This window comes from Sphingomonas sp. TZW2008 (assembly GCF_002117915.1).
Classification (GTDB): domain Bacteria; phylum Pseudomonadota; class Alphaproteobacteria; order Sphingomonadales; family Sphingomonadaceae; genus Sphingomonas.
Map to the genome: position 1 here is coordinate 122,563 of NZ_BDJB01000015.1, position 12,278 is coordinate 134,840.

The 12,278-nt window shown below is 63.2% G+C and carries 17 protein-coding genes; 6 read left to right on the plus strand and 11 right to left on the minus strand.

All coding sequences use genetic code 11. The features are described from left to right. From B7L05_RS16095 to B7L05_RS16105, 3 genes are read left to right on the plus strand one after another with little or no spacing between them, the layout of a single operon-like run. Complete coding sequence (locus tag B7L05_RS16095) at window positions 1–594, plus strand: hypothetical protein (RefSeq protein WP_085811316.1); 594 nt, start codon at window positions 1–3, stop codon at window positions 592–594. Between the two features lie 23 nt (window positions 595–617). Then, on the plus strand, window positions 618–947 hold the full coding sequence (locus B7L05_RS16100; protein WP_085811317.1) for a hypothetical protein: 330 nt from the start codon (window positions 618–620) through the stop codon (window positions 945–947). 50 nt (window positions 948–997) lie between these two features. After that, the gene (locus tag B7L05_RS16105; protein ID WP_085811318.1) at window positions 998–1,522 is read left to right on the plus strand and encodes a hypothetical protein; all 525 of its coding nucleotides are present in this window, start codon (window positions 998–1,000) and stop codon (window positions 1,520–1,522) included. Window positions 1,523–1,861: 339 nt separating this feature from the next. On the opposite strand, the gene B7L05_RS16110 is transcribed toward B7L05_RS16105, so the two are convergent. After that, window positions 1,862–2,635: a GntR family transcriptional regulator gene (locus B7L05_RS16110; RefSeq protein ID WP_085811319.1), complete on the minus strand. Its 774-nt coding sequence runs from the start codon at window positions 2,633–2,635 to the stop codon at window positions 1,862–1,864. A gap of 667 nt (window positions 2,636–3,302) precedes the next feature. Further along, entirely contained in the window at window positions 3,303–4,160 is an 858-nt protein-coding gene (locus B7L05_RS16115) for an RNA ligase family protein (RefSeq protein WP_179187251.1), read from the minus strand. Between B7L05_RS16115 and B7L05_RS17785 the strand changes: the two genes are divergently transcribed. After that, entirely contained in the window at window positions 4,147–4,461 is a 315-nt protein-coding gene (locus B7L05_RS17785; protein ID WP_256926804.1) for a DUF3606 domain-containing protein, read from the plus strand. The genes B7L05_RS16115 and B7L05_RS17785 overlap by 14 nt on opposite strands. A gap of 1 nt (window position 4,462) precedes the next feature. On the opposite strand, the gene B7L05_RS16125 is transcribed toward B7L05_RS17785, so the two are convergent. Beyond that, entirely contained in the window at window positions 4,463–5,014 is a 552-nt protein-coding gene (locus B7L05_RS16125; protein ID WP_085811322.1) for a hypothetical protein, read from the minus strand. Window positions 5,015–5,058: 44 nt separating this feature from the next. On the opposite strand from B7L05_RS16125, the gene B7L05_RS16130 reads away from it, so the two are divergent. Then, on the plus strand, window positions 5,059–5,334 hold the full coding sequence (locus tag B7L05_RS16130) for a hypothetical protein (protein WP_144037342.1): 276 nt from the start codon (window positions 5,059–5,061) through the stop codon (window positions 5,332–5,334). Here the strand turns inward: B7L05_RS16130 and B7L05_RS16135 are convergent. Together B7L05_RS16135 and B7L05_RS16140 are read right to left on the minus strand one after the other, a co-directional pair. Then, window positions 5,331–6,233, minus strand: a complete 903-nt coding sequence (locus tag B7L05_RS16135) for a GIY-YIG nuclease family protein (protein WP_307718273.1) — start codon at window positions 6,231–6,233, stop codon at window positions 5,331–5,333. The two genes, B7L05_RS16130 and B7L05_RS16135, sit on opposite strands and share 4 nt — an antisense overlap. Window positions 6,234–6,249: 16 nt before the next feature. Further along, the gene (locus B7L05_RS16140; protein ID WP_144037343.1) at window positions 6,250–6,957 is read right to left on the minus strand and encodes a hypothetical protein; all 708 of its coding nucleotides are present in this window, start codon (window positions 6,955–6,957) and stop codon (window positions 6,250–6,252) included. A gap of 273 nt (window positions 6,958–7,230) precedes the next feature. Here B7L05_RS16140 and B7L05_RS16145 point away from each other — a divergent pair, with 273 nt between their 5' ends. Then, complete coding sequence (locus B7L05_RS16145; RefSeq protein WP_085811325.1) at window positions 7,231–7,788, plus strand: hypothetical protein; 558 nt, start codon at window positions 7,231–7,233, stop codon at window positions 7,786–7,788. A 114-nt stretch (window positions 7,789–7,902) separates the two neighbouring features. Here the strand turns inward: B7L05_RS16145 and B7L05_RS16150 are convergent, their stop codons facing one another. The 6 genes from B7L05_RS16150 to B7L05_RS16175 form a co-directional block, all read right to left on the minus strand. Beyond that, on the minus strand, window positions 7,903–8,430 hold the full coding sequence (locus tag B7L05_RS16150) for a hypothetical protein (protein WP_144037344.1): 528 nt from the start codon (window positions 8,428–8,430) through the stop codon (window positions 7,903–7,905). A gap of 11 nt (window positions 8,431–8,441) precedes the next feature. Further along, the gene (locus tag B7L05_RS16155; RefSeq protein ID WP_085811327.1) at window positions 8,442–9,194 is read right to left on the minus strand and encodes a hypothetical protein; all 753 of its coding nucleotides are present in this window, start codon (window positions 9,192–9,194) and stop codon (window positions 8,442–8,444) included. Window positions 9,195–9,208: 14 nt separating this feature from the next. Then, window positions 9,209–9,598, minus strand: coding sequence for a type II toxin-antitoxin system VapC family toxin (locus tag B7L05_RS16160; RefSeq protein WP_085811328.1), 390 nt, complete (start codon window positions 9,596–9,598; stop codon window positions 9,209–9,211). Then, window positions 9,595–9,837 carry an AbrB/MazE/SpoVT family DNA-binding domain-containing protein gene (locus B7L05_RS16165; protein ID WP_085811329.1) on the minus strand — a complete coding sequence of 81 codons (243 nt, stop codon included), beginning with the start codon at window positions 9,835–9,837 and terminating at the stop codon, window positions 9,595–9,597. Before B7L05_RS16165 ends, B7L05_RS16160 begins: the two co-directional genes overlap by 4 nt. A 184-nt stretch (window positions 9,838–10,021) precedes the next feature. Continuing rightward, complete coding sequence (locus B7L05_RS16170) at window positions 10,022–11,299, minus strand: three-Cys-motif partner protein TcmP (protein WP_085811330.1); 1,278 nt, start codon at window positions 11,297–11,299, stop codon at window positions 10,022–10,024. Beyond that, window positions 11,296–12,078, minus strand: coding sequence for a DUF5131 family protein (locus B7L05_RS16175; RefSeq protein WP_085811331.1), 783 nt, complete (start codon window positions 12,076–12,078; stop codon window positions 11,296–11,298). The genes B7L05_RS16170 and B7L05_RS16175 overlap by 4 nt, the downstream gene beginning before the upstream one ends. Window positions 12,079–12,278 lie beyond the last annotated feature (200 nt).

The following is a 12,278-nucleotide window of genomic DNA, read 5'->3' on the forward strand; positions in this document are numbered from 1 at the left end:
TTGCTCCTGCGCTTCGTCACCGTCGCGGCGATCGCGAGCTCCGCGAAGGCGCGCCCGCTCAGTGGCGCGCGGCCCGCATCCTGCCTTCTCGTCGGCGATTCCACGATCGTCGGCACCGCCGAGGCCATTCGAGCGAGCTTGGGCGTCGCGTGCGACGTCCAGGCGAGGGAAGGTGTGGCAACGTCGACCATCCTTCGATGGCAAGCTCCGGCCGGATCCTACCGGGTCGCCGTGATCGGCTCCGGGTCTAACGATGCCGGCAGCCCACGCTTGAGCCGCGACCTGGCGTTACTCCGCGGCGCGGTCCATGCCGATCGCGTCATCTGGCTGAGACCATACGACCGAGCCGCCAGCGCGGCGATCGGTAAGGTTGCGGACGCGCACGGAGATGCCACCGTCGACCTCGCCAGCTTTCCTTCCCGGGACAGACTGCACCCTGCCAACTACGTCGCTGTCGCCCGCGCGATCGCGGCGCTGCCCCTCCCGCCCGCTCGTCCGGGCGCGACTGTCGTGGCTCCGCCCGCGCCAACCGCCGCATCGCCGGCCACGCCAGCACTCGCCGGCCGACACGTCGAACTCGTCACCGCCTTCTGAACCGCCGTGAAAGGGAACCGAACATGGACAATCCGACAACACAGGTTCTTCGCGATGAGGCCGCCTTCGCCCGTGTGCTCTTCTACGTCTCGCTCGCCCCGCTCGGATCGGGATTGGCCGGGCTGTATCTTCGGCGGCTTTTCGACATCGATCCGACCCGGCTGCCGGACCTCGCCTTCCCGCTAAACGTGCCTCTTCTGGCTGTCACCTACCTGCCGCAGGCGGTGATTGGTGCCGCCGTAATGAGCGCTATCGCTGCCCTCCATGCTCTTCGCAGCATCGCCCGCGTCCGGACGTACATCCGGCGGTTCGGACCAGGTGCCGGCCTCGGCAGGGTTCGGACACGCCCGTGAACCGGCGCGGCTCATCGCACTCCGAAGCCTCCTCTCAGACGGGGACCACCATGAAACGCCTCTTAGCTGCCACGCTTGCCTTGTTGACCGCCTCGCCGATCGCAGCGGCACCGAAGACCCCGCCATGCCTGCTTGTCGGAGACGAGACGATCGCCGGCACCGCGCCGGCGCTGATCGGCATGATCGGTCCCTGTGCCGTCCAGGCTCACCGAGGCGCGACCAGTAGCGAGGCGCTGTCGTGGCCGGCGCCGGGGGCCGAGTTCAAGTTGGTCGTGATCGGGCTCGGCGCCCACGACCAGAACATGCCAAGGCTGGCCCGCAACCTGATGAAGATGCGTCGGGCGCTGAAAGCCGAGCGGGTCTTCTGGCTTCGTCCCTACGACGCCATGCCGGGGCAGGTCGTGCAACTCATGGCAGAGCGCTACTCGGACGGTCTGTACGATCTAGCCCGCTTACCGACCAAGGACGGCGTTCGGCCGGTCTCCTTTGTTCCTGTCGCACAGACCATTGCCGGCGCATCGGGCCGCAAGCGGCCGAAACCCAAGACGCTCACCGACCGGCAGCGCGAGTGGTAGTCCATCATGAGCGCACAGTTCGACAAAGGATCTCTGTCAGCGTCGGTCGACGCGGGAGGAATCGCCTGGTTCCTCTGGCCGGGTCCGCCGGCGGTGCTCCACCAGCTCGTTGAGGTCGACAAGCGCGGGGCGACCACGCCGTTGGACGAGTGCCCTACGAGAGGACCTGCTGTTAGACCCCATCTTCAAAGCCGGGTCGTACCACTGGCGCCTATCTGTGGCATGGGTCGGCGACGGCCCCATTGAGGCGCTAGGGGGCGAGGCCCTGGCCGAAATAGCGTGCTCCGGCATCAACGCGATAAGCGCTCGCTTTCCGAACGCCTTCCAACCGCGGGAGGCTTAGAAGGCCTTCGGACGGAGGGTAGCGAGGGTACTGTTCTCCAGATCGGGCCGGCCTTCGCCCCAGACCACATCGCGGTGGATCGGTGGGAGGTCGTCTGCATTGAGCCAATCCTCCATATAGCGCCCGGAGTGCGCCTCCAGGCCTTCGAGATGCCGGTACTGGAGGAAAAGCATCATCGCGCGCGCGATCGAGCGCGCCCAGCTCACATCGCGCCGGGTGATCGCTTCAAGGAGACGCCGACGGCCGAGCAGCGCTTCGCTGAAGTTCTCTTTATTCAGCATCCTGACGGTACGGCGGAACTGCGCCGGCGCTGTCACCTGGCGGTTGAGTTTCGCGAGTAGCTTCAACCCTTGCAAGTCGACCAACGCCTGATCGAACGTGCGGAGACTGAGGGTCAACTCCTCGGGATCGAACGGGTCGCGCTTGAGAGCGTCTATGCCGGCGCAGACTGCGGCGTGGAGCTTTGCGAGACATAGGTCGTCCGACCGCTGGCTCCAGCATAGCGCGGCATGTTCCGCAAACATCGCCCTGACCTCATAGGTCTGCTTGATGTCCTCAGCAGTCCAGTCCTTGACGTAGAAGATCTGATTATGATCGTTCTGCAGGTAATCTTCCGCTTGCAGCCAGATCAATGCATCAAGGACGGGCGGGCGAGTCATCTGCAACCGCTCCTGGATTTGGCCAGTCCGCAGTTTTGAGCCCGGCGCCACGGCAAGATCGAGAATCTTGCGCCGGAGAAAAAGGTAGGCCCTCTCAGTCTTTGTCGCCACCCGACCTCTCCCTAGGCGACCCGACTCCGCTTATTTTGGCTCAGTCTAATACGAGAGCGATCAAGTTGCAGCCTGCGCATTTGGAAGGTTCGCCCTCGTTCACAATTTGACACACATCCTGCCGCGAGCCCTCTCGAGCTCACGGCCGGTTTCCACGCCTTGAGGAAAAGCCTCCCCCCGCAACGAAACGAGTACGCCTGGTTGACATCACCGTCCCCCCCGAGACTGCCAACCTACACTCGCGATCGAAACCCATCAGGCGCCGAAGCGACCATACCATGGGTTTGACGCAGGCAGCATAACGACGGAATGAACGAAGCGTCATCCGATCGGCACACCGCCCCTCGCTTGGCGCGCGGCTATGCCTCGAAGTGGGTGAAAGCCGCAATTACCATTCGAGGTTAAAGTGTGGCCAACATCCAGACCGTGCCAATATGACGCGAGATGGCGGCTACCGGGCCGCCCCGGCCAGGCCCACGACTGTAGCGTGCCGGACCTTGTCGCTTCCTTTCAGATGTCGGACGCGGACACGTAGGCGAGGCTCCAGCCAACGCGCCTTCTTCGACCGCGGCGCGCAGGGCAGCGGACGCGCGCGGGCTAGCTCCTCGGTCGCGCGATAGAACTGCTCCCTGGCGTAGGCCGGAAGGGTGACCGCCGCGCCGCCAGCCTACTCCAACCCATCCTCGGTTTCTCGAGCCAGCAGCGCGGCGACCGGCTCGCCGGGAGTGACCTCCGTACCCACCACCACGAAGTCGCTTTCCGTCCAGCATTTCACTTTCAGCCAGTTTCGCGCCCGGCCACTGAGGTAACGAGAACCGCGCTTCTTCGAGACGATGCCCTCGAGGCCGAGGCGGTCGACAGCGGCGAAGAAGTCTGCACCGTCGCCACCGACATGCGCGCTGAAATGGACCGGGCTTGCTGGATCGTTGGCCCCCAGCAGCTCCTCCAAGCGTTCGCGTCGCTGCTCGACCGCCAAGGGTCTAAGGTTTGTCGCTCCTTGGTGGAGCAGGTCGAAGGCCATGAAGACGAGCCGGTGGGGTTCCCGGCCGATTGCCGTCCGGAGAGCGGCGAAGTCGCTCCGGCCCTCCTCGTCCTGCACGATCACCTCGCCATCGATGATCGCGCGGTCGACACCGAGCGCCTCGATCGCGGCGAGCAACGGCCGGTATCGCTCTGACCAGTCGTGACCGTTGCGGGTGTAGGCTCGCGCCTGCCCCTGATCGACAACTATCTGGGTGCGATAGCCATCGTACTTAATCTCGTGAATCCAGCCGTCACCTACCGGCGGATCGTCGACCAGGGTCGGCAACATCGGTTCGATGAAGGAGAGCGCGGGGAGGGGCGTGTCGACGATGGGCTCGTGTCCCGGCTCGTCGTGGTGAAGGACGTCGCCGAGCTGCCGGCAGTCGATCGCCTGGCCGCACTCCGGGCAGGTGATGAAATGCTCCGCCTCGGCCATGTCCGGTGCGGTCACCGGAAGGGCATTGAGGTCGGCTCTCGACAGAGGCGGTTTGAAGCGCTTCACCGGGAGGAATCGCTCGCGGCCGAGACTCGTTCCGACTCCTCGCTTGGAGCTTTGCAACATTGCCGGCGTTCGTTCCTTCCAGTCAGAACAGGACGCCAACATGGCAGATGACAAGACGAAGCAGGATGGCCGCGATCGCAGCCGCGTGTCAGGCAGCGAGCCCTACGAGATCGAATACTTCGCGCAGAAGCACGGGCTAAGTGCCGAGCAGGCCCGCGATCTGATCGCGGATATCGGCAACGACCGCGAGAAGCTTGACGAGGCGGCAGAGAGGATCACCGGCCGTCGCGGTCAGGCCTGACCTACTCCGGAGTGCCGGTATCCTCATCGAGCACCGCCGGGGGCGCGCCGGATGGCAGGTCTCCGAAGAGCAGCTCTAGCACCTCGCTGATCGTCTCGACACGGCGGAACTTGGATGCCGGCACCTTCGAGTGATTGACGCGCAGCGGGCGTTCTCCGGTCTCGCGTCGCCCGATCCGCTTCGGGCTGGCGAAGGACGATAGATCCGGAAGCGGCCCACCCGGCACCGCTCCAAACCACCAGAACGGGCCAAGGTCGAGACCGAGCGACACAGAGATCCAGATGACGCATCCGGACGGCTTGTCGGCAAGCGCCCGGCCGACCGATACGGGTGCTGGCTTCTGGCGCACACCTGTCTTGAACTGGATATGTCGGACGATCTGCCCGCGAGCCATGACCAGGTCGTAGCCGTGCGCGTCGAACTCCGATCTGAGCACCTCGACGTCGGTCACACCCCGCCTCCAGAGCGTGCGGAGCGCTTCCCCCACGAAGACGTGTTCCACGATGCGCTCGCGCAACGTCGAGTGAAGGGAGTGCATCGACAGCTCGGACATGGGACCTCGTGACGGCGGGTTGCGCGACGTGCATAGCGGCGCTCGTGAGAGACGAACACTTCCGCCGCTTCCTCGAAAGCTCCCATGTTGGCCCCGGCGGCCGCCCGCTGTCGAAGCGGGCTGCAGGCGACTACGTCTCACGCTGCCGGCGAGTGGAGACCCTGCTCGGCTGCGATCTGGACCATGTCGACGGTCGCCCCGAGCATCTCGCCGCCCGCATCGAAAGCAAGGCGGGAGACATCGCTACCGCAGGGATCCACAGCCTTCAAACCGCCGCCCGGTCGTACATTGCGTTCCGTCAGGCGGTTGCCAGCCGCTAGTTGCGGTTCAAACCCATCTCCCGGCTCTGGAGCTTGTCCTTCCAACGGCTCTCGAGCGCCAGGAGCTCGGCCAGGGTCGCGGCCGAGCCGACCGTCTCAAGAATCGAGACGCGATAATCCCTCGGCTCGCGGCTTCGCAGGCCGACATTGCCGCGATGACCGGTTGCAAAATACTCCCGCCAACGACCAAGGAAGCCTTCGCCGCCCGACGCCATTCCCACATACTGCTCCCGCGTTTTCGGGCACGTGAGGAGATAGATCCCGTTGGTCGACCGCAGCGCTTCCGCCCAGCCCGCGGGGATGGTCTCGATCTCAGACAGGTTCAGGATTAGGGCGGCGAACCCGGGGAAGGGGTCCTCGCCGAAGGTGCGCTTTAGCTCCAGTACCGGCTTGGGCACTCTGTCGCCGCGCTGGATCCAAGCTCGATAACCTCTCCCCCAGTCGATCCAAAGCCGACCCGCAAACTCGCTCAGTTCTTCCCGGAATGCGAGACGGTACAAGTTGCACGAGCCGGCGACTTCCGTTCCGCCGGTGACCGGGTGCGGCCGATCCTGAGGCAGGAGGCCTACCAGCTCAGCCGCGTATAGCCCGACGAACAACGTCTCCTTGCCCGGCACGCCGACGAAGGACGCCCAGAACGGCGCTCGAAGATCGGCGGCGTCGCCGATTGCCTGGGTCTCCTGATAAGCCTCGAACCGGTCGCGGTGGTCACGCCATAGGACATAAGGCGATTGGAAACCCGTGTAGCGATTATCCTGATGCCGGAGCAGCCGGACCTGCCGGCGATCAATACCGGCCAGGTCGAGCAGCGAGCCAAAAGTGAGAAGCGCGGGGCGGGGCGCCAACTCCGACGCCATGACCATGTCCGCGCCATCGCTGCTCTCGGGGAGGCCTTTCACCAACGGGTTCACCTCTTCAGTCCGCACCAAAGGGCGGATTCAGTCGCCCGCTCTCGATCCAGTCGCGGTAATGCCCGCGCCATGCCTTGAGCGGCGACGGGGCGTCGCCCAGCGCGAACTCCATGAACTGCTGATAGGCGAGCGCGATCACGTCATCATCTATCGCCGGGGGCATCCCGACCTTCTGACGAGTGAAATGCTCGGCCGCGACGCAGGCGGCATGGAAGAAGGGCTTGTACCAATCGCGTTCGTTGTCGGCGGCGTTGTCGTGGAGGGCAACACGCGCGACGTTGAAAACCGACGATATCCAGTAGGTCTTCCACATCATGATGACTGCGATGTCGTTGGCGCTCTGCCAATCGACCTCATTGAGCGGGAGGCCGGTCATGTCGCGCAGTTCATCATCCGCGCGGAAGATCTCGTCGATGTGCGCGTGCAGCTTTCCCGTGAGACCTTGGGTTCCGACGAACCCTGTGACATTCTTATTGGGGTCGGGCTCCATGATGAGGACCTCGAACTTGGCCCTGGCCAGGGTTTGGTCGACCAACAGGTAACGGCAGCGCGCGCGCGGACTCTCATGCGCCTCGATGCCGAGGCACTCCTGCCAGAGCCAGCCAGCGATCCGCTCCACTGCCTCAGGGGACCAATGCTCCCGCAGCTTTGTATCACCGAGCTTCTGGCTGATCGCGAGAGAGCAAGCCTCTCGGAACGGGGTTGCCTTCATATCCTTCAGTGCAGCGCGACGCCCAAGCGCTCTCCCGACAGCGGCTAAAAGCCGCATCTTTCACCCCCGGTGCGGGCCGGCAGGTGCCGCGCCTAACCTCTTCATCCCCGCGCCCTTATGCACAGGACAGTAGATCGGGGCCAGCGTCAGAGCGCTTCCCGATCTCGCGAGCGGCACTTCACCGACCCTGGTAAAGTGCCGTCGCCGGTCAAAGTGCATCGCCACCGACCTGAAGGATTCACATCGCGCGCCGCTTGTGCTTGGAATGTTCTCATGTACCAGCCTGATCTCTTCGCGGCCGGCACCTTCGGCAAGCCGACTGAGCGACCGGCTCGCACGCCAGAACTCGACGTGCCCGCGATCCTGGACCGGCTTACGGCGGCCTGTGAGCGTCCACGTTACAACTTCATGGTCCTGAACCTGATCGCTCAGGCCAGCGCCCGCACTGGATCGGCGGGCCCTTACATTCGCGAGGGCGATCGCCGCATACCGATCAGGGATTGGCTTTGCGACGCGATGGCGCCCGTAGCCCGCCGCGATCCGCGTCGGCTCGCTCTGGCTGACAAGATCCGCACGGAGCTTGCCGCCTCCGGCCAACTTCCCATACGCGCCGACGAGGCGGAGGTGGTGGTAGCGGAGGCTGTCCGTCAGCGCATCCGTAAGTCAGGCAGGACGAACGTAAGCCGTGCGGTGTCCGAGCTGGTCCAGGTCGGGTTCGTCCGCCGTCACTATCAGGGGTTCCGCGTCGACCATCATAATCGCGGTGCCCAGCGCTTAGCGGTCTACACGATCACTGACGAGACACGGCGCGGGCTGTCGCGAACTCTCTAAGTTCGTGCTTTCGGATATGAAATAGACAGCGTACCAGATGGTACCAGGGGAATGGCTACCATTTGGTACCATCCTTCCAAGGGCGTCCGCGCAAGGCAGTCAGCAGAAGGGCACTCAGTTGATATCGGCCAAATAGTCGATCTTCGGCCGGATACCGTAATTCGCGGTACAGCCGGCGATGCAATCCGACGGCGGCAGCACTGCGGCATCAGGCCCGCGCGTCACCCTTCCGTCCAGGCGATTGCAAGCTGGGCACTCGCGACTAAGGGTCTCGTGCTTAAAGCCGATGAAGGCGTTGCCGAGCTGTGTTTCGAGAGCCCCTTGCTCGGCGACCCGTCGACCACGGATCAGGGTGAAGGTTGCCCTGAGCAACGGCACCTCGTGCGCCCCCAAAGGGTCGGCAAGGCCTAGCGGCGTGATCTCCGCGAGCGCCGGTTGGGACAGAAAAGCATTTTTCCGGAGGCCGAGCGCTCGTTTTTCGCTGTCCAATACCTGCTCTCCAGCCTTGCGATACGCCGTCGCGATCGCACGGGGGTGCTCGCGCGTCTCGGGGTCGAGGAGAGCGGCGATCGTGGTTGCCGCCTCAGCGCGCAGCAGACCCAACGTGGTCACCGCCTCCTGTGCGGCCTCTATCGCGGTCACCTCAGACCCGCTCATTGTACGGCGACGACCCGGACGATGTGCTTCATAAAGGACGCCGTCATCTCGAACAGGAACTCAACCTCCTGCTCGGGCAGCTTATCGTCGTGCTTCACATGATCGTTTTGATATTTGCAATAATAGTCGACGAGCTTCTGGAACATGTTCGTGAACTGTGGCGAAGCACCGCGCTCCTTCAGCGCCGCCCCTAGCGGTCCGACCTGGTTCTCCAGTGACTTGTTGCTGTCGAGTACGGCCTTAACGAGCAGCTCCAGAGCCAGCCGCAGGTCATCGATCAGGTTGCGTTGAAAGATACCGGCGTCGTATTTCAGCTTGGCCTCGTCGAAGAGTGTGAGAGCGCTCGGGTAAGCATGGAGCCAATGACGCGCCTCTTCGACGAGCGGCACATCGAGTTCCTTGACCTCCTTGTTCGGCCGAAGCTCGCCATAGCGCGTGAACAACTCGGCCCGGAGCTTTTGCCGCTCCCCCTGTGACGGGCTCCCGATCGGGAAGGAATGGTGCTGGCAGAGCTCTTCGATGATGATGAACTGCTGCGGTCCTGAGAAGGCGCGTAAGCTGTCGAGCAGCGCCGTCCGCTTGTTCGGCGCATCGAACGGATAGGCAGGATGGGGAACCCTCACGTCCCACTTGTCGCCATAACCGTTGATCGCCGACACGATCCGAGGCCCGGACAGCCCCGAGTTCGTATCGGCCAGCAGCTCCGCGGCCTTGCTGAGGAACGTGACTGAGATTTCCTGATCGAACATGCTTGAAAGTGCCCCTAGCGGATCGCGACGACCTTCACGCCAGCCGCATCGGCGATCTCGCGCCATTTCTTGTCGGCGGTCCAGGCGGGTAATTTCTCGCGCTTGGCGAGCGCGAGGCAGAAGCGATCGCCAAGCGAAAGCCCGGCCTCGACGGTGAGACCCCGAAGTCGGCCGGCCTCCCAGCACTGCTCAGCGTCCGCGTCGACCAGCGTGATCGGCAGCGGCGTGAGCATCGCACTGACGACGTCGTCGGGCATCCCGAGCTTGGAATAGTGCGAGGCGACCTCGGCCATGTTGACCACCGACATGCGGGCTTCGGCGAGCGCGCCCTCGACCTTCTTGCCGCCTGCTTCACCGCGAAGCAGGGCCAGCAGTGCCGACGCGTCCAATACGACCGTGCTCATTGTCCGCTCTCGGCCACACGGTTGGCGAGGAAGTCATCGACGCTTCCTCCCTCCACCTTGTCGTATTGCTTGGCCAGCGCGCGAGCGTGCGCCACGACCTGCTCTGCCGTCCGCAGAACAACGCCGTCTGGCGTCTCATCAACATAGACCGCGCCGCCCTTGGCGAGCCCCAGACGTTTCCGAATGTCGGCGGGCAGGCTCATGCGCCCACTAGCCGTCACGGCGACTTGCACGGTCATACTCCGACTCCAAAGAGGCGTTGTGCCATCATTCGCCGGCTGTGGCTGATACGCCCCTCTGTGGCAAGCGCCCTCATGTAGGTTTTCCTGAAACGGTGGACGGAACTGCCTGTGCATGGCGCGCCCTAAAGCAGTAGACGTTTGCCTGAAACAGTGGACGATCAGCTTCCCGGTTAGGCCGATCCTAGTTTCCCCCCGCGTTGAGAAACATCGGAAAGAAGCTTTTCTGGCGTTTGAGCTTCAGCACGTCTCCGACACCGATAGCGTTCGCGCTGCGGCGCTCGCCGCCCCCAGGCGTAATGACCTGGACATCAGGGTTCTCGATTATCGCCTGATGCACATCATCGGTGTGGGCTGGCGTCGCGTTGTATATGCCCTCGTAGAAATCCCCCACTTCGATGACATCGCCGGACTCTGAGATCAGGCGCGGAATATCGACGAGCAGCTGGTTGCGGGCCTCTTCGCGACCGGAGAGATCGAAGAGGTACAGCGCGCCACCATCGTGGCTCGGATCGTAGGACAGCATGTTGAGCCCAGACCGACCGAAGTGCGCTTGGGTGGTGCTGTTCTGATGGAGCACATTGTTATATACTTTTCGGGCGCGGTAGATGTTCGCGAAGTGGATCAGCCAATAGCGCCATCCACCCGGATTATTGATGGAGAATGGACTTACGAACGGCGCGCAGGTCCGGAACGTCTCAAACACAAGCCGCTCCGCGGCGCCAAGCCACAGGTTCTTGCTCATCGCCCCTTCAAGCTGCTCGAGATCGGTAGCTTCGATCCCGAACGGACGAAGTTGGGCGGCAAGCTGCACCGGGTCCGATTTCTGCAGGAAGGAGAGCAGCGCTTCGATAGCGAACGTGTAGAAGATCTCGACAGAAGGATTCGACCGCATGATGTCGAGAAGGGTGGTACGCTCGACGTGGCTATGGCCGCATTGGTCGAGGTTGAAGATAAGGTTGCGATAGCGTCCCTGTGCGAGCAGCTTCTTGATCGTGGGGTATGCCGTCTCGAAGCTCTCGGTCAGATATTCGACGCGGAGATGAAGCCGGGGCACGTTGTCTGCGATCTCGGCCTGAAGCGGCGCAACGTTGGCGCGCAGGCTGTCGATCGCTGCCGGGCTCTGGTCGTTGAGCACGAGCAAGCACTCCATTGACACAAGGCCGAAGCCCTGTGCCGCGCGCATCGTGTTGATGGTGTCGATTGCACGCTGCGACTCCTCAATGAAGATGAGCGGCGAACCTGGCGTGCCGCAGGTGTACCGGCCACCGCCCGCGAAACCATCGACGATCGCCAGCCGGAATTGGGTCTGCTGAGGGAGCTGACAGCGAACGCCAAGATACTGCGCGAAATACTCGCGGAGGATCTTATGCTTGCGTCGGGAGTGTTCCTCGAGCGCTGCCCCGCTCGCCCAACTATAGGTTTCTCGGCCATGCAATCCTGTCGCTTTCGGGCTGATCATAAAGCGGTTATGAAACCGCTGGGCATTTCATCCCAAGTCTGACCACGGTACTCGCGCCCGTTCGCCTTCTTTGACCGCTTCTTGTTGTCCTTGCCCCAAGTACCCCATTGTTTGAAGAAGAAGGCTGTCTCGTAGGCGATGCACTGATCATGGATCTCATCCACCCAAGCCTCGCGGATCGGTCGCGCTGAACGGCCACTTTCACCGCCCACGATCGCCCAATCGATCCCTGTCAGATCGATCGCGCCGACCGGCCCGATCAGCGGCTCGAACGAGATGAAGCGGATGGCTGCCGGCACCGCGCGAAGGTGGTCGACGCGCTCCACAACCTCGGCATCCTCGATACTGGTGCCCAGCCAGACATTGGGCAGCACCTCACCGATCAGTCGGCTGACCACCGCTGCCATGCGCTCAGGGCGCTTGGTGAGAATCTGATAGTGATGGCGGGGCGTCTCGCGCATGACGTGCCATACCGCCTGGATAAAGGCGTCGCTGACCTCTTCATGGAACAGGTCGCTCATTGAATTGACGAAGATCTTACGCGGTTTTCTCCAACGGTATGGGATCGCCAGGGCGGCCTGATCTTCGCGCACGACACCCTGCCATATAGTTCGCCGGCCGCTGCGCCGTGTGAGTCCGGCGTATTTACCGACGCCCATCGCTTCAAGACGCCGTGCCATGTCCATCGCATAGCAATGACTGCAGCCGGCGCTCACGATCGAGCAGCCGGCGACCGGGTTCCAAGTCGCGTCAGTCCATTCAATCTCGGTTTCAGCCATGCTCCACCGGTCCTACGCGCGTCGCAGCTGGTGTACTATATCGAGAACGGACAGAGAACAGGAAGGATGGGCGGAGCCGATGCAGCCTTGGCAACCGTGCTATCTCATCTGAATCGTGAACCACACCAACTTCGTGTCGGTTGAGGCGCATTAGCGCGTGCTGTTCGATCACATACGCCCCTTCTGCATCGCCATCGACC